The sequence below is a fragment of the Olleya sp. ITB9 genome, assembly GCF_001315805.1.
Lineage (GTDB): Bacteria > Bacteroidota > Bacteroidia > Flavobacteriales > Flavobacteriaceae > Olleya > Olleya sediminilitoris.
Map to the genome: position 1 here is coordinate 1 of NZ_BCBW01000057.1, position 25,141 is coordinate 25,141.

Genomic DNA, 25,141 nt, shown 5'->3' on the forward strand with positions numbered 1-25,141 from the left:
ACATCTGACACGTTATAATCACATGGGTCGTTTGGATCTGTTCCGTTTGATATTTCATCTGAATTAAGAACTCCGTCTCCATCACAATCGGCTGCTTGCCAAATTGCATTCGTTGTATCTTCATCTCCTGTTGTTCCATCATCTACACATGGATCATATGGTGAAGGATCTGTTCCGTTTGCTGTTCCATCGCCATCACAATCGGCTGCTTGCCAGATTGCATTCGTTGTATCTTCATCTCCTATTGTTCCATCATCCACACATGGATCATATGGTGAAGGATCTGTTCCGTTTGCTGTTCCATCGCCATCACAATCGGCTGATGCCCATACTGAATAATTTGGATCAGTAGATAATGGTGTCGTTGGGTTTGTTACACTACATGGATCAAAAGGATCTGTTCCATTTACTACTTCTTCGCCATTAGTTTCTCCATCTCCATCACAATCGGCTGATGCCCATACTGAATAGTTAGCATCATTTGGATCTGGTACTGTTGAAGAACTATTACTACAAGGATCATAAGGATCGGTTCCGTTTGCAATCTCTTGTCCATTTGTTTCTCCATCACCATCACAATCAGCTGCTTGCCAGATTGCATTGGCTGTATCTTCATCTCCAGTTGTTCCGTCATCAACACATGGATCATATGGTGAAGGATCTGTTCCGTTTGCTGTTCCGTCTCCATCACAATCGGCTGCTTGCCAGATTGCATTCGCTGTATCTTCATCTCCTGTTGTTCCATCATCTACACATGGATCATATGGTGAAGGATCTGTTCCGTTTAATGTTCCGTCTCCATCACAATCGGCTGCTTGCCAGATTGCATTCGTTGTATCTTCATCTCCTGTTGTTCCATCATCCACACATGGATCATATGGTGAAGGATCTGTTCCGTTTGGTGTTCCGTCTCCATCACAATCCGCTGATGCCCATACTGAATAATTTGGATCAGTAGATAATGGTGTCGTTGGGTTTGTTACACTACATGGATCAAAAGGATCTGTTCCATTTACTACTTCTTCGCCATTAGTTTCTCCATCTCCATCACAATCGGCTGATGCCCATACTGAATAGTTTGGATCGGTAGTTGCTGGTATTGTAGACACTCCACTAACACTACATGGATTATTAGGATCAGAACCGTTATTGTTCTCTGTTCCGTTTGTTTCGCCATCGCCATCACAATCGGCTGCTTGCCAGATTGCGTTGGTTGTATCTTCATCTCCGATTGTTCCGTCATCGACACATGGATTATATGGCTCAGTATCGTTACCGTTTAATGTTCCATCACCATCACAATCGGCTGCAGCCCAAAAATCATAAGCTGTTTGTTCTGGTGTTCCAGGCATTGCTGGATCTGAAGGTGTCGTAGTTCCTGAACTAAACTCACATGGGTCTGTTGGATCTGGATCACTTCCATTAGGATCTCCATCGCCATCACAATCGGCTAAAATCCAAGCTCCGGTTTGTGCTTCAGTCACCAATAAAGGTTCATAATCACAAGGATCAAATGGATCCGTTCCATTACCATCATCAACACCATTTCCATCAGGATCTATTTCGTTTGCATTTGTTACTCCGTCACCATCACAATCTTCATCTTGGAATTGAGCTGTTGTAGTTGTGTAATCTTGATTAACCGGTAGATATTCGCATTCATCATAAGGATCAGTCATATCTATAACTTCTTGTCCATTTGTAACGCCATCTCCATCACAATCTTCTGCTGCCCAAATATCATAAGCTGTTTGAGCAGGAGTCCCTGGCATCATTGGATCTGAAGGAGCAGTAGTACCTGCAGTAAATTCACATGGATTATTCGGATTTGGATCCGAACCATTAGGATCACCATCTCCATCACAATCTGCTGATGCCCAAATAGAGTTTGTTGGATCTGCAATACTACCAGGTGTAAAATTACATGGATCTGCTGGATCAGGATCTGTGCTATCGCAATCACCATCACCATCAGTATCAATACAACCGTCTACGGTAACACTTTCATTTAAATCATCTCCTGCTGTAGTTGGATCAGTTTGATCTGCTGTAATAGCAGCTGTAGTGATATTAGTTATTGTATTTCCATCTTCTCCTAAATTTACAGTACCTTCAATTATAAGCGTTACAAATTGACCGCTTTCTATTAAAGGAATGGTCCAATTAGGTTCAACATATGTTGATGGTTGATCACCCCCTGTTAATCCATTATTTGAAGTTGCTGTTAATTGAACAGGAATTGTATCTTCTAATACTACATTTGTAGCATCATCTGGTCCGTTATTATTAACTGTAATTATATATGTTACAACAGCTCCCTCTGATGGAGTTGTATCTGAGCTTAATAGCGTTTTAACTGTAACAAGATTTGCTTCTCCAATAGCAATACCGTCATTATTTCCATCGGATCCATCATCTATATCATTTGCTGGGTTATTATCAACTTCACTTGCAGAAACTGATGCTGTATTAGAAAATGCTCCTGCACCATCTATAGTAGCTGTTACAATAACAATAACATCGTTTGCAGGTGAACCTGCAGAAACAGAGCCTAAATTACATGGCAATGTAGTACATCCACCACCTGAAATGTTTGTTATTGTAACATTAGTAGGTGTATCTGAAAGGATTACATTTGTAGCAGTATCTGTTCCTAAATTACTAACAACAACTGTCCATGATACTGTATCTCCTGGTTGAAAAGGTCCACTTTCATTTAAAGTTTTTGTTACGCCTATATCAGCTACTGCAATACTACAAGAGTCCGGAGCTGTACCAGCAGTTTGTGAAATAGAACAACCATTTGGATTATCAAATTCAGCGATTAAGTCCACTGGACCTCCATCTGCACTAAAAGTTACATTTGTAAAAGTATGCGAAGTAGCAGAATCTAATGCTGTTACACTAACAGATGCTGTAGCGTCACCTGATAATATTAAATGACCTGATCCAACTGGATTTTCTCCTGGAGGATTTGTATAATTTATAGTAACATCAGCTGTAAATGTATCATCTGTAGAATCCCCTGTTGTACCTCCAGAATTACAAGCAGATATATTTGATAATGTAATAGTTGTTATTGAACACGTATTTATATTAATAAAAATGTTTGCTGTATCCTCATTACCTAATGGATCTTGTACTGTATAAGGAAAAGAAATTGGAGCATTACTTCCTGAAGGAGGTGTAATAAGTAACTCTCCACTTATATATTGAACAATTGTTCCATCAGATAAAACAACTGGTGCGCCACCCTCTGTTATTTCAATGCCATCAACCTCTGAAATAATTATTGAATCTAAATCAGGATCTGTATCATTACTTAAAGGATCAATAGTAATTGGTGTATCAACATTAGTCGTATCTGTATCATCATCAGCTTCTGGAGGATTATTTATACTAACAGAAGAAGTTACTGGTGCTAAAACTGTACCGTTTGGATCTGTTGCTGTAAAAGTTGCAACATTATCTCCTGTACATGGTAATGCTATTTCAACATCAATTGTTAATATTAGTCTTTCACCTGGAGCAAATTGACCGGTATTATTTTCAAAAATATTATTTAAACCTTGTCCTGTGTAAAATGTATTTAATACAGGATCTACAGTTGCTGTTGAAGTCGTAATTTGCGGAGCTCCAACACTAACAATATTACCTGGACACATTGCTTCAATATCATCGACTACTTGAAGATTAAATAAATCGACTGGAGATGTTGGATCATTTTCTATTTCTATTTGAAATGTAATATCTCTATTTCCTAATGTTCCTGCTGGATCATTGTTTATAATAGTTTTTGTAACAATTGGAATTGGCACAAACTGAATTCTCACAGGGGTTTGCTCACAAAAACATTGCTCTTCATCATGTAGAGCTGTCAAATTTCTTCTAGAGGTATCAGATACTGTTATGCCATTTGCGTCTGTTCCTGAAAAAACACCTTGAGTATTTCTTGTGGTTTGATTTCCTGTAGGACCAACATTTAAATCAACTCTAAAACTAGCTGTTGCATTTGGAGCCATAGTCTGACCCGAAACTAATAAATCTGTTGAAGTTCCTATTATACCTGAGCCTCCATCAAAATCTGGGTTTGGATTTAAAGTTCCAGATAATTGAGTTACAGTTAATGTGTTTATTGGTATTCCATTTGAAAACAAATGATCAAAAGAATCTACATATTGTACATCTGAAGCTATTCCAGATCCTGAATTCCTTAATGTTATAGTATAAAAGAAATCTACCGTACCATCCGTATTTACAGATGGTGTTGCATCGTCCACCTCTAACCCAGCACTTAATATAGATAAATTTTCTTCAAAAGTTTCTACATCTGTAGCTGATATTGTATAAGCTTCTCCGTTTACTGAATTATTTGCGGTTGCTACAATTGTGTTAGTTATACTTGTACCATCTAATGATGGATCTGCTGTAACCTCTACACAAAACCCGTAAGTTATACTTTCTCCTGGTGCAAGCTCATTAAGTACTGTTGTACTTAGCAATTCTTCATCTGTAGTACCATTAAAACCTGCATTAAGAGACCAACCATCTATGTTAGGACCAACTGATCTTGAAATAAAACCATCAATAAAAGCATCATTACCAAACGCACCTCCTAAATCGTCTATAATACTAACATTGTATACAGGATCTGTACCATTGTTAACTAGACTACCTGAATATCTTATAATATAAGTATCGTTAGTAGTATATCCCCAATCACAATGACTTTTATTTAAAGCTAAACCACCATTACCTACTGGTTCACTACATTGCGATTGTGCTGTAAAAACATTTGAATTATTAAAAATGCAACTTGTAAAAGCGTCCGAAAAATCTGCAGACAAATTTACAGGTCCACCATCTGAAGTAAACTGTACTCCTACAAAAGTATGACTTGTCGGAGAATCCAAACCTCCAACTCCAACTGCTGTTGGTGTTAGTAAATCTCCTGTTAAATCCAATGTACCAGAAGCAGGAACAAAATCATACGTCACTGTTATATCTGCTGTAAATGTATCATCTCCACCTTGACCTGATCCTTGTGTTCCTCCATCATTACAGATAGAGATATTATCTGCTGTGATGTTAGTAATTATACATTCTGGACTACATGAAGCTGGAGCATTACCTGTAGAAACAGACAAAGTACACGTAGATGTACCTCCAGAAAATGTTACTGTTGTATCTATAGGACCTCCATCTGCAGGCATGGTAACATCTTGAAAAGTATGAGATGTTGAACCTATAGATATAGTCTCAGTTCTTGATCCATCGCCAGAAAGCACTATATTACCACTTGTAGGTGGATTAGAATATGTAACAGTAATATCTGCAGTATAAGTATCATCACTTGGATCTCCTTGTGTTCCGTTATTAGAACAAACAGAAATATCACTGACTGTTATATTTGTTATTTCACAATCTGGACTACATGAAGCTGGAGCAGTTCCTGTAGAAACAGATAAAGTACATGTAGATGCGCCACCTGAAAATGCTACTGTTGCATCTATAGGACCTCCATCTGCAGGCATGGTAACATTTTGAAAAGTATAGGATGTTGCACCTATTGATGCAGCAGCAACAGAAATACTTGTTGTTGTATCTCCTGTAAGGATTATATCTCCACTAGAAGGCGGATTAGAATATGTTACTGTAATATCTGCAGTATAAGTATCATCATCAGGATTTACTGGAGTTCCCGCATCAGAACAAGTAGATATATTACTAACAGTTATATTTGTTATTTCACAATCTGGACTACATGAAGCTGGAGCCAATCCAGCTACAGGTTCATTAAAACTACAAGTTACATCGTCTGAAAAGGTTGCTGTTATATCTATAGAAGTTCCATCAGCAATCATTGATACTCCACTAAATGTATGTGAAGTACTAGTGATTAAATCAGATACAAGTACAGATATTACTCCGCTATCACCTGTCAAATCTAATGTCCCTGTTGCTGGTGGTGTATCAAATATAACGGTTATATCTGCAGTAAAAGTATCATCTGAAGGATCTGATACTGTTCCATTATTATTACATGTAGATATCATTGACGTTGATATACCTGTAATATCACATTGAGCTAAGCCACTAAATGAGAAAAAAACAAAAAAATAAAATAAAAAAATGAGTAATTGATTTTTAACTTAGTATAAGTAAAAATTTCCATAAGCATGTACATTTGGTTAGTCTAGGTTTCCTTTACACACAAAAACCTATAATTCCGCAATTATCTTAAAAAAAAGGACAAAAAGGGGTAAGAAGATGAATGTTTGGCAATTAAATTCGTTAAAATGTAGGAAATACCTGCTTAAATACACGCCTTGTTTAATGCACAAAATAGATTAGCATTAAATTAACGTTAATTTTAATTTATACTTTTGTGGAACTATAAAAATTTTAAGTGAAGATTATTTTTATGTAATTCAAGAATACAATAAATAGCTACTCCATAGATACTTCATGGATACTCCATAGATACTCCATAGTAAAGCCATAGATAGTTCATGGTAATGCACCAGAGTTAACCACTTTAGTAAAAAACTAACAAAAGTGCTTCAAAAGATTAAAAAACTGTTAAACAAAAATATCTCCTGTTCAAAACAAAAGGGAGATATACTAAAGAAGAACTAATCCAACACCTAATTAAAATATTACATAATATTTAAAGAATAATAAAAAACAAAAAAACTAATCATTCTTCTTTTTATCTATTTCACTATTCACTTCTAAATACTCACGCTTCACTTCTCACTACCTCACTAATAACCAAACTAAACCGTGTCAATAAAAGACTTTTCCGTTTTATTAAAAATGACCAATCCAATCAAAAACACTATAATACTGACGCTTCCAGCATAAATAAATTTTGATATTGAAAACTCACCAACACCCAAGGTCATATATCTAAACAACTCTATAATGGTAGTCATTGGGTTATACTCAACAATCCAAGAATATTCAGGTACTTTTTCCTTAAAATAAGACAAGGGATACATCACAGCCGAAGCATACATTAATAACTGGACGCCAAAACCAACCAAGAAAGTTAAATCTCTGTATTTAGTAGTCATGGACGAGATAATCATTCCAAATCCTAAACCAAACAAGCCCATAAAAGTTATTAAAACAGGAAGTAATAGTATTTCTAATTGTGGTAATGCGCTGTAAGCTGTTTCAGTAAAGAAAACAAAATACAGGTAAAAAATAGTAAATACTAAAAGTTGAATTCCGAATTTTAACAAATTTGAAAACACCACAGATAAAGGTGTGATAACCCTAGGAAAATACACCTTTCCAAAAATACCTTGATTAGCTGAAAACGTATTACTTGTACCTGTCAAACAGGTGCTAAAATAGTTCCAAGACGTGATACCTGCTAAATTAAATAAAAACGAAGGGATACCATCTCCTGTTGGTATTGCTGCTAGATTATTAAATATTAAAGTAAATATAACTCCTGTAAACAAGGGTTGTATAAAATACCATAATGGACCTAATATGGTTTGCTTATACTGAGTTATAATATCGCGTTTAACAAACAAGAATAGCAAGTCACGATAACGCCAAATTTCTTTAAAATTAAGATCTATTAATTTTCGTTTAGGTGAAATTGTATATAACCAGTCGTTATTTTCTGAAACAGAATTCAATGTTTGTTATTTATTTTTTTTTAAAATTATACGGTTACTTTTTAAACAGTCCTTTAATTTTATTTAATACCGTTAGCTTTTCTACTTCATTTTCATGATAGCCATTACCATAGGCACCATAGCCATAACCGTAACCATAACCATAACCATACTTTCCTTTTTGATCATAAAAGTTATACAAAAAACTGATGTTTTTTACCTCTCCTTTATTATGCTTATCATTAATTAAACCTAGCATTTCTTTTTTAGTATAATCCTGACGTACAACATATAAAGACGCATCCGCATATTCAATTAACTCAAACGCATCGGCTACTAAACCAAGAGGTGGTGTATCTAAAACAATATAATCGTAATTCGCTTTTAACTCCTCTATAAAACGATCCATTTGTTCACCTATCAATAATTCTGATGGATTAGGAGGAATAGGTCCAGAGGTTATGACGTCCAAATGTTCAACTTTAGTCTTTTGCACGACTTCAGATAAATTCTTTTGACCTATTAAATAATTAACTGCACCAATAGAATTATCAATATCAAAATCGCCAAAAATCTTCGGTTTACGTAAATCTAACCCTACTAACACGGTTTTCTTTCCGCTTAAAGCGAAAACAGATGCTATATTAATAGAACAAAACGTTTTACCTTCTCCACTAATTGAAGACGTCACCATAACGGTTTTAGTCCCTTCTAATTCATGCTTTTTATATATAAATTGAAGGCTAGAACGTACAGCTCTAAATGCCTCTGCTACTGCTGATTTAGGCTTATTAAATACTGCCAAATTATTATCTGTATCATTTTTACCGACAACACCCAATAACGGAATATTAGCCAGTTTTTCTAAATCACTCGGAACATGTATTTTATTGTCAAAAAATGTAATAATAAAAGCAAGTATTATAATTGGTATTAAAGCTGCCAAAACAGCAAACACATAGCGTATGCTAAGGTTAACCTTATTACGACCTTGACCTATATCTTTTGCTGGCTCAATTAAAATAATATCAGAAATATTAGAGGCTTTTATTAAATCGGCTTCACCACGTTTAGCCAAATACAAATTATAAGTACTTTGACTAAGTAAATACTCGCGCTCAATAGCTTCTAATTTTTGTTGACTTTCTGGTAAAGTAGAATATTGACTTTCTGAACTATATATTTTTGAATTGATAGATTGAATTTGATAACCAATGTTGGTTTTAACCGAAGCAATGTTTTCTAACATCACATTCTTTAATGATTCTATCTGATTATTTAAATCACCAAATACCGAAACATTATCTCTTACGGAAGATTCTAAAGTAGATTTTTGTATGGACAAACTTATAATCTTAGAAATACTTGCCGAAATATTTGGATCGTCAATCCCTTGTAATGCTGGCGCAGGAAAACTTGTAAAGTCCTGACTTGTTAATAAGTAATTTTTTAATAAATCATAAGACAGTAACGATTGATTCAGTATTTCTTTTTGATCATTATAACCTTCAATTTTAGCCGATAGCAAAGTACTTTCATTTTCTAAATCAAATATCTTATTACTACGCATAAAGTCGTTTAACGAGTCTGCTTTTCTGTTTAACTGACCCTTAACCCTTGCTAATTGTTTGTCAATAAAAGCAACTGTATTTATGGCATATTGATTTTTACGTTGCAATTGATCACGTTCTAAAATAAAAACAGACGTATTAATATAATCAACAATTTTAGCTTTATTTTTATTAGTTAATCTAGTCACTAACAATGGCGAACCTTGTTGATTGGTGACAGCATAATTATTTACAAAAGAAGATACAGTACTGTTAAAGTTGTTATACTGAATAAAATAGTCTGTATTTATAGCTATGTCTTTAGATTTAATTTTCACAATACTACCTTTAAAAAAAGGCAAATCTATATATTCATTTAAAGTATAGGACTTAGAAAACGTTGGTGTCTTTAAAGCAATTGTCTTAATGCTTTTATCTAGATAATTTTGAGCAGTAACTTTGGTTGCTTCTCCAAAATCATAAGATAAAGTAAAAGTATTAGCGTCACTAAAATTAATTTTTATTGGCTGACCTATAACCTGATAAGCACTATCTAAACCAACAAACTTAAAAGGCTGACTACCATAAATATCTGTTTTATAAAAACGTCCTTGTGTAGAATAGGTTAAATATAAGTTTAAACTATCGACTACTTTCTCATGATGTTTTCTTGACTTTAAATTAAGCAACACTTCTTGAACTTTTCCTGATATACCACCATAGTTAAAAACCAAACTTGTATTAGAAGTAAATAAAGGGTTTTTATCATCTTGTACAGTTAAAGAGGCTTCTAGTGTATAAGGAAACTCGCGTCTAATATTTTGTTGATAAACAACATACAAGCCCACAATTAATAATAACACAAACCATTTCCAGTAACTAATAGCTCTGTAAACAAAAGCCTTAAAGTCAAACATTTGAGAATTACCGTTACTTAAATGATCTTCCATAATCTATAAATTACGTGCTAAAAAATAAGTGCTTACTAATACCGAAAAGATACTAGCAATTGTAGTTAACGTTTGTGTAGCGGTTTGTCCTGCTCCTAGAGATTTACGTTTTAATGGTTTAACCATAATTAAATCATTGGGTTGGATGTAATAAAATTCAGATTGCATTGCTGCAATATCAGTCAAGTCTATGTGGTGTATTTTTTGACCATTAGGGTATTGCCTCACAATAAGTACATCTTTACGGTCTCCTGTATCTAAAATATCTCCAGCATTAGCAATAGCTTCTAAAATATTAACACGATCTTGATATAACACTTGAGTTCCTTTGTTACTTATTTCACCCAGAGTAGTGTATTTTAAACCAGACAACTTAACAGTTACAAATATTTTTGCAGTGTCTTTTAAATATTTTTGAAGTATAACATCCTTTACTTTTTGCTCGACTTCATCAGTTGTAAAGCCTAAAACATTAACTTCTCCTAAAATAGGAAACTCGATATTACCATGTAAATCCACAGTAAAACCATTGTAATACAATGACTGTTCAGAATCATTAACAATATTAGTTGTTGGATTAAATATTTGTACTAAATCGTTAATTTCTTTTTTTTCTGCCTTAACATTTACACTTAGCAAATCATTGACTTGCACTCTATAAGGTGTTGCTAAAGCTTGGATCTGTAAAGAATCGTTAACAACAGCTCCTTTATCCTGAAGGTAAACCACGTCCTTTTGAGTAATACAAGATGTACTTAAAAAACCAAGTACAACAACAATACACATAATAATTTGCTTCATTAATAAGACGTTTGATAAGTCACAAATATAACCTTTCAACCTGAAAAACAAAACATATATCGACGTTTTTGGACTTTTACAAAAAGTAAAATACATCAATAACAGGTCTGTATTTTCATGATTTTGTTATTCAATTAAATACCTGTTTTAATGTCACAAAAATAAGATTCGTTAGTACTCTTCTTCAAATATAATATTATTGCTTTTCAAATATAAAAACCGACTTACAGCTTGGCATTCACTTTTCCCCTACTCTCTTTTCTTCTATTCATCTAAAATAACCATCTTTGTAAAAAAATTAACGTCTTGAATTATTTAACTGTAGAAAACATTGCCAAATCTTATGGCGAATTAACTTTATTCGAAAACATTTCGTTTAGCGTTCATAAAGATCAAAAGATTGCTTTTGTTGCTAAAAACGGAACTGGAAAAACATCCATACTAAAAATGTTAGCTGGTTTTGATGTGCCTGACCAAGGTAATATTATTTACAGAAAAGATATTAAAGTCGCTTTTTTACCACAAGAACCTGTACTAGATCCAAAGCTTACTATTGAAGAAGCTATTTTTGACGCAGACAATCCTGTGTTAGATATTATTAAAAATTACGAAAAAGCATTACTTAATCCTGAAGATGAAGACGTCTACCAAAAAGCTTTCGAGCAAATGGATAGACACAATGCTTGGGACTTTGAAACACAATACAAACAAATATTATTCAGACTTAAATTAGACGATTTAGATCAAAAAATAAGTAGTTTATCTGGTGGACAAAAAAAGCGTCTAAGTCTAGCCAATGCTTTAATTAACAAACCTGATTTATTAATTTTAGACGAGCCTACCAACCACTTAGACCTAGAAATGATCGAGTGGCTTGAAGCTTTTTTTGCTAAAGAAAACATCACCTTATTTATGGTGACTCACGACCGTTTTTTTCTAGAACGTGTGTGTAACGAAATTATAGAACTTGACCATGGCGAGTTATACAGCTACAAAGGAAACTACTCTTATTACCTTGAAAAAAAGGAAGAACGTGTTGCCAGAGAGCAAGTAGAAACTGGTAAAGCCAAACAATTATTTAAAAAAGAATTGGTTTGGATGCGTCGCCAACCTAAAGCACGTACCACAAAATCTAAATCTAGAATTGATGATTTTGCCGAAATAAAGCACAAAGCCCATAAACGTAGAAATGACCATGTGGTAGAGCTTGAACTTAATATGGAACGCTTAGGAAGCAAAATTGTAGAAATGGTTAACCTTTCTAAAGCGTTTAAAAATAAAACCATTTTAGACAAGTTTAATTACAATTTCCAACGTGGCGAACGTGTTGGTATTATTGGTAAAAACGGTACAGGAAAATCTACCTTTCTTAACATGCTTACCCAAGCCACACAACCTGATAGTGGAAAAATAATTATTGGTGAAACCGTAAAATTTGGATACTATACTCAAGCAGGTATTAATCCTAAAGAAGGTCAAAAAGTAATTGATATTGTTAGAGAGTTTGGTGATTATATTCCATTAAAAAAAGGACGTCAAATTAGCGCGCAACAATTATTAGAGCGCTTTTTATTTGACAGAAAAAAACAATACGATTTTGTTGAAAAACTAAGTGGTGGAGAGCGTAAACGTTTATATTTATGTACCGTTTTAATACAAAACCCTAACTTTTTAATACTTGATGAACCTACCAACGACCTTGATATTGTTACACTAAATGTATTAGAAGACTTTTTACTAGACTTTCCTGGTTGCCTAATTGTGGTGTCACACGACCGTTATTTTATGGATAAAATTGTAGACCATCTTTTAGTATTTAAAGGCGAAGGTGTTGTCGAAGATTTTCCAGGTAACTACACAGATTATCGTACTTACGAAGACAGTAAACCTCCAGAGAACACATCAAATTCTGAAGACAAAAAAGAAAAGAAAAACTGGAAAAAAGACAACAACACTGCATTGTCTTATAACGAGCAAAAAGAATATAATAATCTAGAAAGCAAAATCAAATCCTTAGAGTTTGATAAAAAAGAAATAGAACAGAAGTTTTTAAATCCCGATTTAACACAAGATCAAATCAATGAATTATCTAATAAAATACAAGCCATTTTAGATAGCATTGAAGAAAAAGAAATGCGCTGGATGGAACTTGCCGAAAAATTAGAAGACCAAAACTAGAGTTAGATTCAAACATAAAAAAAGCACAATAAAATTATTGTGCTTTTTTTATTTTAAAGTAAGAAAACTTATAGCTTACCAGACAGTTTATTCTTGTACTTATTTAATAACGACTTAGTCATACCTAAATTAGATTTAGTTGAATCAACTGCTAAATAAATAAAGTATTTATTATCTTCAGAAATATCAATAATATGAATTTGACCAGTTATATTTATTAATATATCATCAATACTCTGATCTAAATTTAAAACTTCAATAGCCTTCAGTTTAGCTTTTACAACTTCAAGGTTAAATGCTGCTGCAAGTTCTGGATCAAAATCTGGAGATATTGAATCCGAATAGTATGAAATTCCACTTTTAATTTCAGTTACTGTCACTGCTAGATATCCAGAAACATTCTCTTTCAATTCACTCGCAAATTGATTTAAAAAATCAGACATAATTTAGGGGTTTTGTATTATTTATTTATTAATTATTGTAATATTATATTTGTTAAAATGATTAAATATTCATTTTTTTGTGCGAATATATAATATTTTGTCTGATTATACATTATATTGAACAACGTAATTATTATTAAAACCATAATATTTTAATGCCTGAATTTAACGAAGTAGGACTTAGATTTTACAAATACTTAAAAAACAAAGGTTTAGGAATTAATGACACTGCCAGGAAGTTAGGTTTCTCTGGTAGTCAAATTAGCAATATTAAAAACGGAAGAGTTTTTGGTACAGATAAAATATACAAAATATTGAATGAATTTGAAGATTTAGATGCAAATTGGCTATTTAGAGGTGTATCCAATGAAATACCAGAAATAGATGTTAATCAATTGGATTATATGATCGAATTACAAAAAGAAAGAATTATAGATTTAAAAAAAGAAAATGCTGATTTAAAAAATCAAATCAAAGCATTTAATAAATTAAAAGAATCTTAAAACAATCAACTTTTAATAATTACTACATCTTCAAAAAATAAAGCATTATATGCTATACCAAATTAAACAGTATTTTAAAATACTTTTAAAATCAACCAATCAACATGGTGTCCACTCGCCTTTTGTATATAATTTAGTAACTAAATGTTTTTATAATTCAAAAAAACAACAAGCTTACAAAACAATAAAAGCTTACCAAAAACAACTCATACAAAATAAGACTATAATAAAGGTTACTGATTTAGGCGCAGGAAGTCAAGTTTTTAAAGGCAATTCCAGAACCATATCACAAATCACTAAAGTAGCTGGCTCAAGTTACAAAGAAGCTAAATTACTATACAGACTTGCTAATTATTTTAAACCCAACACCATTCTTGAATTAGGAACCTCTTTAGGTGTTGCTACTCAAGCTTTAGCTTTAGGTAATCCTGAAGCAAACATTACCACAATAGAGGGCTGTCCAAATATTTCGGAAGTAGCTAGAGACCAATTTAAACATTTCGACTTAAATAATATTACTTTAAAAACAGGTGATTTCAAAACAGTGATCCAGCAGTTAGACTCACAAATCACCTACGATTTAATCTATTGTGATGGTAACCACAACAAACAAGCTACCTTATACTATTTTGAGGCATTACTACCAAAAACCCACAATGATTCAATACTAATTTTTGACGATATTTATTGGTCAAAAGACATGACTGAAGCTTGGGAAACTATCAAAAAACACCCTAAAGTAACTGTTACTATAGATACTTATGCTTTTGGGTTTGTATTTTTCCGACAAGAACAAGCTAAAGAACATTTTACAATAAGACTGTAAACTTATTCTGTAACAAATAACTCTACCTCTAAACGTCTTACAATCTTTTTTAAATTTCATTTTAACAGTCACATTTTACAAAAATTAGTTTCACTTTTAAACTAATAACTTTTAACTTCGTAAACATGAAAATTTACACTAAAACAGGAGATAAAGGTACAACTGCTTTGTTTGGAGGCACACGCGTACCAAAACACCATATTAGGATTGATAGCTACGGAACGGTTGATGAACTTAATTCATATATTGGATTGATAAGAGATCAAAACATCAACACATTATACAAAGACATTTTAATTGTCATTCAAAATAAACTGTTTACGGTAGGAGCTATTTTAGCCACAGACCCAGAAAAAGCAATCTTAAAAAACGGAAAAGAGCGATTAAACATTAATAAAATATCAGATGAAGACATTGCCATTCTAGAACGTGAAATGGATGGTATGAATGAAGCTTTACCACCAATGACACATTTTGTGTTACCAGGTGGACACCAAACTGTGTCATTCTGTCACATTGCCAGAACGGTTTGTAGACGTGCAGAACGCTTAGCATCAGCACTTAACGATTTAGAACCTTTTGAAGCTAATGCTTTAACCTATTTAAACCGTCTATCTGACTATCTTTTTGTATTGGCACGAAAATTGTCTCATGACTTACAAGCAGACGAAGTAAAGTGGATTCCGGAAAAAAAGTAAACCGTTTTATAAAGCACTGTGATTAATAACACTGCAAAATACTTTAGTATCAAGTAGTTTCAGTTTAAAAGACGTTCTTTTTTTTAATGAAAAAATAATTCACTTTTTTCTTGACTATTTAAACTAAAAATTTATTTTTGCAAAAATAAAAACCGCATAAGAAATGTATTGGACATTAGAACTAGCATCTTATTTAAGTGATGCACCTTGGCCAGCAACTAAAGATGAGCTTATTGACTACGCAATTAGAACAGGAGCACCTTTAGAAGTTGTAGAAAATTTACAATCTATTGAAGATGAAGGAGATTCATACGATTCTATAGAAGAAATTTGGCCAGATTATCCAACTGACGAAGATTACCTCTGGAATGAGGATGAATATTAATAACATCAAATAGTACAAAAAAGTCTCAATTAGAGACTTTTTTTGTGCTTTAAAATTTAGCTAAGCGCAGCTAAAAACGTATATTTAAGCCCGTTTTAAAAACACTTTTTTGTGTCTTTAAAAAAATTATCAATCGTAGGTAATCATGCGATTGACAAAGTATTAACAAACCTAAAGTTGCTAACCTATTAAGCAAAGCAACTTAACCTATTAAAAACTAAACATGAAAGCCTTTAAAACCAAAGTCTTTCATCTTAAATAAAACACAAAAACTATGAGTTTTTTAAATTCCGTACTAAAAGTGTTTGTTGGCGACAAGTCTAAACAAGACGTCAAAGCCATCACACCAATAGTAGATAAAATTAAATCTTTTGAAAAAGCCCTAAGCGCTTTATCTCATGATCAATTAAGAGCTAAAACAGATGAGTTTAAAGCTATAATAGCTGAAACAAGAGAACCATTTTACAGTAAAATTGAAGCTTTAAAAACAGAAGCTGAAGCGACTGAAGACATCGATAAACGTGAGGACATCTACCTTGCAATTGATAAAATTAAAGACGACTCGTACACTGCTACAGAAGCAACATTAAATAACATATTACCTGAAGCCTTTGCTGTTGTAAAAGAAACTGCTAAACGTTTTAAGGACAATCCAACAATTACGGTAACTGCAAATGAATTTGACAGAAACCTATCTGGAGACAAAGATTTTGTAACCCTTGAAGGCGACAAAGCAACTTGGTCTAACTCTTGGGATGCTGCTGGTAAAGCTATAACTTGGGACATGGTACATTATGATGTACAACTTATTGGTGGTGTAGCAATGCACCAAGGTAAAATTGCCGAGATGCAAACTGGTGAAGGTAAAACCTTAGTAGCAACATTGCCTGTTTACCTTAATGCGTTAGCTGGTAAAGGTGTACACTTAGTAACTGTAAACGACTATTTAGCAAAACGTGATAGCGCATGGATGGCTCCAATATTTAACTTCCATGGTTTAAGTATTGACTGTATAGATTACCACCAACCTAATAGTGATGCACGTCGCAAAGCATACAACGCAGACATCACTTATGGTACCAATAACGAGTTTGGTTTTGACTACCTTCGTGATAATATGGCACATGCACCAGGAGATTTAGTGCAACGTCCACACCATTATGCAATTGTGGATGAGGTCGATTCTGTATTAGTAGATGACGCACGTACACCGTTAATTATTTCTGGTCCAATACCAAAAGGAGACGTACATGAGTTTACTGAGCTTAAGCCAAAAGTAGACGATATAGTTAATACACAACGTAAATATTTAACTCAAGTTTTAGTAGAAGCTAAAAAACTTATTGCCGAAGGTGACACTAAAGAAGGTGGTTTTAAACTACTACGTGTTTATAGAGGTATTCCTAAAAACAAAGCCCTAATTAAGTTTTTAAGTGAAGAAGGTGTAAAACAAATTCTTCAAAAAACCGAAAACTATTACATACAGGACAACAATCGCGAAATGCCTAAGATTGATGCAGAACTGTACTATGTTATTGAAGAAAAAAATAATCAGATAGAATTAACTGATAAAGGGGTTGATTATTTATCTGGAAAAGATAATCCTGACTTTTTTGTAATGCCAGAAATTGGTGTTGAAATTGCAAAAATTGAAGCTCAAAACTTATCGTCGGAAGAAGAAGCTAATCTTAAAGAAGATTTATTTCGTGATTTTGGAATCAAGTCAGAGCGTATTCACACATTAAATCAATTACTTAAAGCTTATGCTTTATTTGAAAAAGACACACAATATGTGGTCATGGATAATAAAGTTATGATTGTAGACGAGCAAACTGGTCGTATCATGGATGGTCGTCGTTATAGCGATGGATTACACCAAGCAATTGAAGCCAAAGAAAACGTAAAAATTGAAGACGCAACCCAAACCTTTGCAACGGTAACGCTTCAAAATTACTTCAGAATGTACAAAAAGCTATCTGGTATGACAGGTACTGCTGTTACAGAAGCTGGAGAATTCTGGGAAATTTACGAATTAGATGTAGTAGAAATCCCTACCAACAGACCAATTGCTAGAGATGATAGACAAGATTTAGTTTACAAAACTAAGCGTGAAAAATATAATGCAGTTATTGAAGAAGTTACTAAACTTTCTGCAGCTGGACGTCCTGTATTAATTGGTACGACTAGTGTCGAAATTTCAGAACTTTTAGGTAAAATGTTATCTATTAGAAAAGTACCTCACAACGTACTTAACGCCAAACAACACAAAAAAGAAGCAGAAATAGTTGACCAAGCTGGTAAAGCAGGTCAAGTTACCATAGCAACCAATATGGCTGGACGTGGTACAGATATTAAATTAAGTGACGAAGTTAAAGCTGCTGGTGGTTTAGCCATCATTGGTACAGAACGTCATGATTCTAGACGTGTAGACAGACAGTTACGTGGTCGTGCAGGTCGTCAAGGAGATCCAGGAAGCTCTCAATTTTACGTGTCGCTTGAAGATAATTTAATGCGATTATTTGGATCAGAGCGTATCGCTAAGATGATGGATAGAATGGGATTACAGGAAGGTGAAGTCATTCAGCATTCTATGATTTCTAAATCTATTGAGCGTGCTCAGAAAAAAGTTGAAGAAAACCAATTTGGTGTTCGTAAGCGTTTATTAGAGTATGATGATGTTATGAACTCTCAACGTGAAGTTGTATACAAACGTCGTTACAATGCCTTATTTGGAGAACGTCTTCGTGTGGATTTAGCAAACATGATTTATGATACTTCAGAAGGTATTGCAGAATCTAACAAAGCTGCTAATGACTTTAAGAATTTTGAATTTGAATTAATCAGATTCTTCTCAATGTCTTCTCCTATTACAGAAGCAGAGTTTAATAAAATGACACCTTTAGCTATTGCTCAAACCATTTACAAAGCTGGCTTTGATCATTATAAAGAAAAAATGGAGCGTAATGCAGACATAGCATTTCCTGTTATTGAAAACGTATACGAAAATCAACGTGACCAATACAAACGCATTGTAGTTCCTTTTACTGATGGTGTTAAAAACATACAAGTTGTAACAGATTTAGAAAAAGCTTATCAAACTAAAGGAAAACAATTAGTTACCGATTTTGAAAAAAACATATCTCTTGCTATTATTGATGATGCCTGGAAAACGCATTTACGCAAAATGGACGAGCTTAAACAATCTGTACAATTAGCTGTACACGAACAAAAAGACCCTTTATTAATTTATAAATTTGAAGCTTTTGAGTTATTTAAAGCTATGATTGACCAAGTTAATAAGGACGTTATTTCTTTCTTATTTAAAGGAGAATTACCTACCGAAACAACTAACGCTATTAGTGAAGCCAGAGAAGTACGTAAAAAAGACAATCTTCAAACACAAAAAGAAGAAATACAAAACTTAGATGAGCGTGCTGCACAAAACAGAGCAGCAAGTAACACACAACCTCAACAACAAGTAGTAGAAACTATTGTTAGAGATCAACCTAAAATTGGTCGTAATGACAAAGTAAATATCAAGCATATTATTACTGGAGAAAGTAAAACAGTAAAATATAAACAAGCGGAACCTTTAATTAACAAAGGAGAATGGGTTTTAGTTAACGACTAAAAATATATACTGTAAAATAATTAAAATCCTAAAGTGAAAGCTTTAGGATTTTTTTGTAAATTTAATTACTAACTAACGTCTCAAACTTAATATCATGCTTAAAAATATACTAGCAACCATCGTTGGATTTATTGTAGCAGCTGTTACAGTTTACATTTTTGAAACACTACTTGGTCATAATTTATACCCATTACCAGAGACTATTGATCCAAATAATATGGAATCTATTAAAGCTAATATGCATTTAATACCAATAGGCGCCAAAGTGTTTGTTGTAATTGCTCATTTTCTTGGCATTATAACAGGTATGACCATTGCAGGAATAATTTCTAAGACAAGCATAATACCTTCATACATTGTTGGTGGATTAATGGTTATTGCTACAATTACGACAATTGTTATGCTTCCTAAAGAACTATGGTTTTCTCTAAGTGATGGTATTTTAGCTATTTCGGCATTCTTCTTTGGTAAATCCTTAGCCTCCAGATTTATTTATGGCTCATTAGTATAAATTATACGACTAGGGTTTAAGAAAACTTAGTGGTTAATTCACTTACTATAGATTCCATTTTTTTATTTTTTGCTTTTTTCTCTAAAAAAACCGCAGGCACTTCCCTATCCTTACAGTCTTTAATAGCACAACGCTCACAAGTCACACCTACATTTTTGGTTTCTATAATTTCATCTTGCAAAAAATTAACCTTACGTTGTAATTGTCTATTAATTAACAAACCTATTGTAATATTTCGGTAATGATTCTCTTTAAAAGGATCTTTAGTTGCAGATGACAACACCAAGTATTTTACACCATCGTCTTTATAATTAGAAATTTGATAATCAAAAACATGGTCTGATTTACTTTTACTAATATCCTTTAGCATTTTTAAAGACACCCAACGTCTACAGTAATGCTCATTAGTTTCATTTGCATGAGGAGATTGTTGGTGTGATAAATGTAATTCTTTTTTTAAATAAAAGTTTTTACTATTAGCTTTATGCGTAAACCTCAAAAAAAACAAATTCTGAATATTAAATGCTTTGGGTATAACATTAGTCAAACGTTGATAAAACGATTCTGGTGATGCATTGTAACTATCAATAGCCTTTAAAAATAATGAAGCATCAAAAGTTTCTTTTTCAAAAATATGGTTTAGTTGCGAAATAATTTTTGCGCTTGGTATAATTAAAGCTCCCGCAAAATAAGATGCATAAAAATTGTTTAAAACCTGATCAAAGCTGTCAAATTTTATCCAAGGAAACGTATATAAACGTTGTTCTATTTTTAAAAAATTATAAGCTAATTCCTTTGCATAGATAAAGGTTCTTTGAGGCTCATCAATTTCATTAGCTAACAACAAAGTTTTGGTTTTAGGCACAAACATAGACCTTAAATTACCTAAAGCTTCATATTTACTAAGCTCATTGGCTTCAATGGTATAACCATATTCTTCAACTAAAACCTCCTCTAAATCTTTAGATGTAATTGTTTCATTTAAATCTATATGGTAGGCTTCCGCAAATTTCAAGACACTTTGCTCTAAGTTTTCAAAATAATTATTATTCGCTTCTTGAAACGATCGTACAGAAGCTAAATAAAAACTTTCTCTACTAAAGTTATAATTTTGTGCAATTTCAATAATTGTGCTAATAAATGCATTGACTTTAGCTGGTGCATTAGCAACGATATCTATCAGGTTACTTTCTTTAATTCCAAAAAGTTCTAAAGGAATTTCTTTTAAAATTTTTGACTGTAATAGATCACCAATTGGAGCCAAATTTTTGTCCAATTTAAGAGACACCATTTGGTCATAGGGTACATCCAATTTTTCAGAAAGTATAGCAATCTTATCAGGTTTTGGATATTTTTTTCCGTTTTCTATTTCGTTCAAATAGGACTTTGACAAACCTGAAAGTTTAGACAATCCTAATAAGGATAAATTCTTATCAGTCCTTATCTGCTTTAGCTTTAATCCAAATATTAGTTTTATGTAATCTTCTTCCATAAATACAAATATAGCATTTTTTGCGAATATTCTATTTTGGCGAAAAAACATTTTTAGCGAACGTTCGCTTGTTTTATTCAATTCTTTGTTTTAATATTGTCATATAAAATCATAACACCATGGAAAACACTCTTTTAAAACAACCAAAAATTACATTCTCTAGAGACGTTACAAATTACTACCCAGAAATCTTAACAGATGAAGCCTTAGTTTTTTTAACAGCTTTACATGAAAAATTCAACAATCGAAGATTAGAATTATTAGATGAGCGTGTCAAACAACAAGCAATTTTTGATAAAGGTCAATTTCCTGAATTTCCAAAAGAAACTGAATCCGTTAGAACAGCTGAATGGACAGCAAATCCAATACCAAAAGATTTACAAGATAGGCGTGTAGAAATTACAGGTCCTGTAAATAGAAAGATGGTTATTAATGCATTAAATTCTGGTGCAAAAACCTTTATGGCAGACCTTGAAGACAGCAATGCTCCAAGTTGGAAAAATAACATCGAAGGTCAAAAAAACCTAATGGATGCTAACAATAAAACCATAACATTAGTAGATACTAAAAAGAATAAAACCTATCAACTAAAGCCAGAAACTGCTGTATTATTAGTTAGACCAAGAGGGTTACATCTTAATGAAAGACACATTACATTTGATAAACAAGAAGCTTCTGGTAGTTTAATAGATTTTGGCTTATACGTGTTTCATAACACAAAAACATTACTAAAAAATAATACTGCACCTTACTTCTATTTACCAAAATTGGAGCATTACTTAGAGGCTAGATGGTGGAATGACGTATTTACTTTTGCAGAAGAATACCTGAAAGTAAAAGAAGGTACATTTAAAGCTACTGTTTTAGTCGAAACCATCACTGCAAGTTTTCAGCTTGACGAAATTATTTACGAATTAAAGGAACATATTGTTGGATTGAACTGTGGACGTTGGGATTACATTTTTTCTTACATCAAAAAATTCAGAAATCACCCAAACTTTGTAGTCCCTAATCGTGATCAGGTTACTATGACAACACCATTTATGGATGCGTATTCAAAATTAGTGATACAACGTTGTCACAAAAGAGGCATTTTAGCTATTGGTGGAATGGCTGCACAAATACCTATTAAAAATGACGAATATGCAAATTTAGCAGCGCTTGAAAAAGTAAGAAAAGACAAAGAGCGTGAAGTTAAAAATGGACATGATGGGACTTGGGTTGCACATCCTGCATTAGTAGATGTTGCCTTAACCGAATTTAACAAACACATGCCAACACCAAACCAATTACACGTGACACGTGACGACATAAGTATTACAGAAAAAGATTTAGTGGAAGTTCCAAAAGGTACTGTTACTGAAGCTGGAATTAGAAAAAATATTAATGTCGGAATTTTATATACAGAAGCTTGGTTAAGAGGTCATGGTGCAGTCGCACTATACAACTTGATGGAAGATGCAGCTACTGCTGAAATCTCTAGAACACAAGTTTGGCAATGGCTAAAAAACGAAGTTATCTTAGAAGATGGACGTGCGTTTGACATGAAACTTTATGTCACCCTTTTTAATGATGAAGTAGAAAAAATATTAACCGAAATTGGTGAGGAAAATATTAAAGACACCAAATTTAAATTAGCTATAGACTTATTTGATAAATTAGTTTTAGCAGACAAATTTGAAGAATTTTTAACGCTTCCTGCTTACCAATACATATAAAAAAACAATCCTGCGATTGCGGCAACAATCAACAGGATCTAATTATTAATAATAAATAACGTATCACAAAATTATGAAAAATTTATCACAAACAAATTATGGCTCAGCTTTAGATACAGTAAGGCAACTTAAAGCAAAATTTGGCACCACTTGGAATGCTATAAATCCTGAAAGTGCAGCAAGAATGTATACACAAAATCAATTTAAATCTGGAATCGAAATTGCAAAATATACCGCAGCAATTATGAGAAAAGATATGGATGAGCATGATGCAGATAACTCAAAATACACACAATCTTTAGGATGCTGGCATGGTTTTGTGGCACAGCAAAAAATGATTGCTGTAAAAAAACACCACAATACTACTAATAAAAGGTACTTATACTTATCTGGTTGGATGGTAGCTGCATTAAGATCTGAATTTGGACCTTTACCAGATCAGTCTATGCATGAAAAAACTGCAGTACCAAATTTAATAGCAGAGATCTATGATTTTTTACGTCAAGCAGATGCTATTGAGTTAAACGATTTATTTAGAAAACTAGAAAATGGCGAAGACGTACAGGCTCAAATTGATAATTTTGAAACACATGTTGTTCCTATTATTGCAGATATTGATGCTGGTTTTGGTAATGAAGAAGCAACCTACTTGTTAGCAAAAAAAATGATTCAAGCTGGAGCTTGTGCTATACAAATAGAAAACCAAGTATCTGACGCTAAACAATGTGGTCATCAAGACGGAAAAGTAACAGTACCTCATGAAGATTTTATAGCCAAACTAAATGCTGTAAGATATGCATTTTTAGAACTAGGTGTCGATGAAGGTGTAATTGTAGCTAGAACAGATTCTGAAGGTGCAGGTTTAACTCAAAAACTTCCTGTTAGCCAAGAGCCTGGTGATTTAGCTTCAAAATATTTAGATTTTGTTGAAGCAGAAGAAATAGCCATTACAGAAGCTAAAGAAAACGACGTCCTAATTAAAAGAGCTGGTAAATTGGTACGTCCTGTTAGATTAGCTAATGGTTTATATAAATTTAGAGAAGGCACAAATATAGAACGTGTCGTTTTAGACTGTATTACAAGTTTACAAAACGGAGCAGATCTGTTATGGATAGAAACACCTACACCTAATGTAAAACAAATTGCAAACATGGTAAACCAAGTAAAAGCGGTCATTCCAAATGCTAAATTGGTTTACAATAACTCACCATCATTTAACTGGACTTTAAACTTCCGCAATCAAGTATTTGAAGAAATGCTTGCTGAAGGAGAAAACATGACTGCTTACGACCGTAACAACCTAATGGATGCAGAGTACGACAATACTGAATTATGTTTTAGAGCAGACCAAAAAATTAAAACCTTTCAAATGGATGGAGCAAGAGACGCTGGAATATTTCATCACTTAATTACCTTACCAACATATCACACAACCGCATTACACATGAATGATTTAACCGCTGGATATTTTGGAGATCAAGGGATGCTTGCTTATGTTAAAGACGTACAAAGACAAGAAATACGTAAAGGTGTAGCTTGCGTTAAACACCAAAGAATGGCAGGTTCTGATCTTGGCGATGACCACAAAACATTTTTTGCAGGTGATAAGGCTTTAAAAGCTGGTGGAACAAAAAACACTTCCAATCAATTTGAAGTTAAAACAAAAAAAAACATCACTCAAAAACAAACTGCTGATGTCGTATAATTAATATTTAAATTTAGTTTTAATGCAACACACAAACTTAGCTTTTATTAGCGGTTTGTGTGTTTTTGGTTTAGAATAAAAACACAATAAAACAGTAATTATTTGATAGCTTG

Annotated in this window: 15 protein-coding genes; 9 read left to right on the forward strand and 6 right to left on the reverse strand. The window is 33.0% G+C overall.

Features of this window, described 5'->3' with window-relative positions; genetic code table 11:
* The 4 genes from ITB9_RS14685 to ITB9_RS14700 all read right to left on the reverse strand — a co-directional run.
* Positions 1 to 6,056 (reverse strand): Ig-like domain-containing protein (locus ITB9_RS14685; RefSeq protein ID WP_148638483.1); only part of this gene is annotated, 6,056 nt, incomplete at its 3' end.
* 723 nt (positions 6,057 to 6,779) lie between these two features.
* On the reverse strand, positions 6,780 to 7,658 hold the full coding sequence (locus tag ITB9_RS14690; protein WP_054852830.1) for an ABC transporter permease: 879 nt from the start codon (positions 7,656 to 7,658) through the stop codon (positions 6,780 to 6,782).
* A gap of 34 nt (positions 7,659 to 7,692) precedes the next feature.
* A complete protein-coding gene (locus tag ITB9_RS14695; protein WP_054852831.1) occupies positions 7,693 to 10,137 on the reverse strand; it encodes an exopolysaccharide transport family protein in 2,445 nt (814 codons plus the stop codon).
* Between the two features lie 3 nt (positions 10,138 to 10,140).
* Complete coding sequence (locus tag ITB9_RS14700) at positions 10,141 to 10,938, reverse strand: polysaccharide biosynthesis/export family protein (protein ID WP_054852832.1); 798 nt, start codon at positions 10,936 to 10,938, stop codon at positions 10,141 to 10,143.
* A 306-nt stretch (positions 10,939 to 11,244) separates the two neighbouring features.
* Here ITB9_RS14700 and ITB9_RS14705 point away from each other — a divergent pair, with 306 nt between their 5' ends.
* Entirely contained in the window at positions 11,245 to 13,116 is a 1,872-nt protein-coding gene (locus tag ITB9_RS14705; protein WP_054852833.1) for an ABC-F family ATP-binding cassette domain-containing protein, read from the forward strand.
* Between the two features lie 68 nt (positions 13,117 to 13,184).
* Here ITB9_RS14705 and ITB9_RS14710 read toward each other — a convergent pair whose 3' ends face one another.
* A complete protein-coding gene (locus ITB9_RS14710; RefSeq protein ID WP_054852834.1) occupies positions 13,185 to 13,559 on the reverse strand; it encodes a hypothetical protein in 375 nt (124 codons plus the stop codon).
* A 155-nt stretch (positions 13,560 to 13,714) separates the two neighbouring features.
* Between ITB9_RS14710 and ITB9_RS14715 the strand changes: the two genes are divergently transcribed.
* The 6 genes from ITB9_RS14715 (at position 13,715) to ITB9_RS14740 (ending at position 20,113) form a co-directional block, all read left to right on the forward strand.
* Entirely contained in the window at positions 13,715 to 14,062 is a 348-nt protein-coding gene (locus tag ITB9_RS14715) for a helix-turn-helix transcriptional regulator (RefSeq protein WP_054852835.1), read from the forward strand.
* Positions 14,063 to 14,111: 49 nt separating this feature from the next.
* Complete coding sequence (locus ITB9_RS14720; protein ID WP_054852836.1) at positions 14,112 to 14,888, forward strand: O-methyltransferase; 777 nt, start codon at positions 14,112 to 14,114, stop codon at positions 14,886 to 14,888.
* Between the two features lie 125 nt (positions 14,889 to 15,013).
* A complete protein-coding gene (locus ITB9_RS14725) occupies positions 15,014 to 15,586 on the forward strand; it encodes a cob(I)yrinic acid a,c-diamide adenosyltransferase (RefSeq protein ID WP_054852837.1) in 573 nt (190 codons plus the stop codon).
* Between the two features lie 163 nt (positions 15,587 to 15,749).
* Complete coding sequence (locus ITB9_RS14730) at positions 15,750 to 15,971, forward strand: DUF2795 domain-containing protein (protein WP_006989959.1); 222 nt, start codon at positions 15,750 to 15,752, stop codon at positions 15,969 to 15,971.
* A 274-nt stretch (positions 15,972 to 16,245) separates the two neighbouring features.
* Positions 16,246 to 19,602 (forward strand): preprotein translocase subunit SecA, encoded by a 3,357-nt coding sequence (gene secA / locus ITB9_RS14735; protein ID WP_054852838.1) that lies wholly within the window; start codon positions 16,246 to 16,248, stop codon positions 19,600 to 19,602.
* Between the two features lie 94 nt (positions 19,603 to 19,696).
* Positions 19,697 to 20,113 carry a hypothetical protein gene (locus tag ITB9_RS14740; RefSeq protein ID WP_054852839.1) on the forward strand — a complete coding sequence of 139 codons (417 nt, stop codon included), beginning with the start codon at positions 19,697 to 19,699 and terminating at the stop codon, positions 20,111 to 20,113.
* A 16-nt stretch (positions 20,114 to 20,129) separates the two neighbouring features.
* Here ITB9_RS14740 and ITB9_RS14745 read toward each other — a convergent pair whose 3' ends face one another.
* Positions 20,130 to 21,605, reverse strand: coding sequence for a helix-turn-helix domain-containing protein (locus ITB9_RS14745; protein WP_054852840.1), 1,476 nt, complete (start codon positions 21,603 to 21,605; stop codon positions 20,130 to 20,132).
* Positions 21,606 to 21,724: 119 nt separating this feature from the next.
* Here ITB9_RS14745 and aceB point away from each other — a divergent pair, with 119 nt between their 5' ends.
* Together aceB and ITB9_RS14755 are read left to right on the forward strand one after the other, a co-directional pair.
* Positions 21,725 to 23,323, forward strand: a complete 1,599-nt coding sequence (gene aceB / locus ITB9_RS14750) for a malate synthase A (RefSeq protein ID WP_054852841.1) — start codon at positions 21,725 to 21,727, stop codon at positions 23,321 to 23,323.
* Positions 23,324 to 23,396: 73 nt separating this feature from the next.
* Positions 23,397 to 25,028, forward strand: coding sequence for an isocitrate lyase (locus ITB9_RS14755; protein ID WP_054852842.1), 1,632 nt, complete (start codon positions 23,397 to 23,399; stop codon positions 25,026 to 25,028).
* The last annotated feature ends 113 nt before the right edge of the window (positions 25,029 to 25,141 follow it).

Excerpts from the sequence above, each read along its gene's own strand:
- ITB9_RS14695 (WP_054852831.1), bottom strand. The coding sequence starts at position 10,137 with ATGGAAGATCATTTAAGTAACGGTAATTCTCAAATGTTTGACTTTAAG.
- ITB9_RS14700 (WP_054852832.1), bottom strand. The coding sequence starts at position 10,938 with ATGAAGCAAATTATTATGTGTATTGTTGTTGTACTTGGTTTTTTAAGT.
- ITB9_RS14710 (WP_054852834.1), bottom strand. The coding sequence starts at position 13,559 with ATGTCTGATTTTTTAAATCAATTTGCGAGTGAATTGAAAGAGAATGTT.
- ITB9_RS14715 (WP_054852835.1), top strand. The coding sequence starts at position 13,715 with ATGCCTGAATTTAACGAAGTAGGACTTAGATTTTACAAATACTTAAAA.
- ITB9_RS14720 (WP_054852836.1), top strand. The coding sequence starts at position 14,112 with ATGCTATACCAAATTAAACAGTATTTTAAAATACTTTTAAAATCAACC.
- ITB9_RS14725 (WP_054852837.1), top strand. The coding sequence starts at position 15,014 with ATGAAAATTTACACTAAAACAGGAGATAAAGGTACAACTGCTTTGTTT.
- ITB9_RS14730 (WP_006989959.1), top strand. The coding sequence starts at position 15,750 with ATGTATTGGACATTAGAACTAGCATCTTATTTAAGTGATGCACCTTGG.
- secA (WP_054852838.1), top strand. The coding sequence starts at position 16,246 with ATGAGTTTTTTAAATTCCGTACTAAAAGTGTTTGTTGGCGACAAGTCT.
- ITB9_RS14740 (WP_054852839.1), top strand. The coding sequence starts at position 19,697 with ATGCTTAAAAATATACTAGCAACCATCGTTGGATTTATTGTAGCAGCT.
- ITB9_RS14745 (WP_054852840.1), bottom strand. The coding sequence starts at position 21,605 with ATGGAAGAAGATTACATAAAACTAATATTTGGATTAAAGCTAAAGCAG.
- aceB (WP_054852841.1), top strand. The coding sequence starts at position 21,725 with ATGGAAAACACTCTTTTAAAACAACCAAAAATTACATTCTCTAGAGAC.
- ITB9_RS14755 (WP_054852842.1), top strand. The coding sequence starts at position 23,397 with ATGAAAAATTTATCACAAACAAATTATGGCTCAGCTTTAGATACAGTA.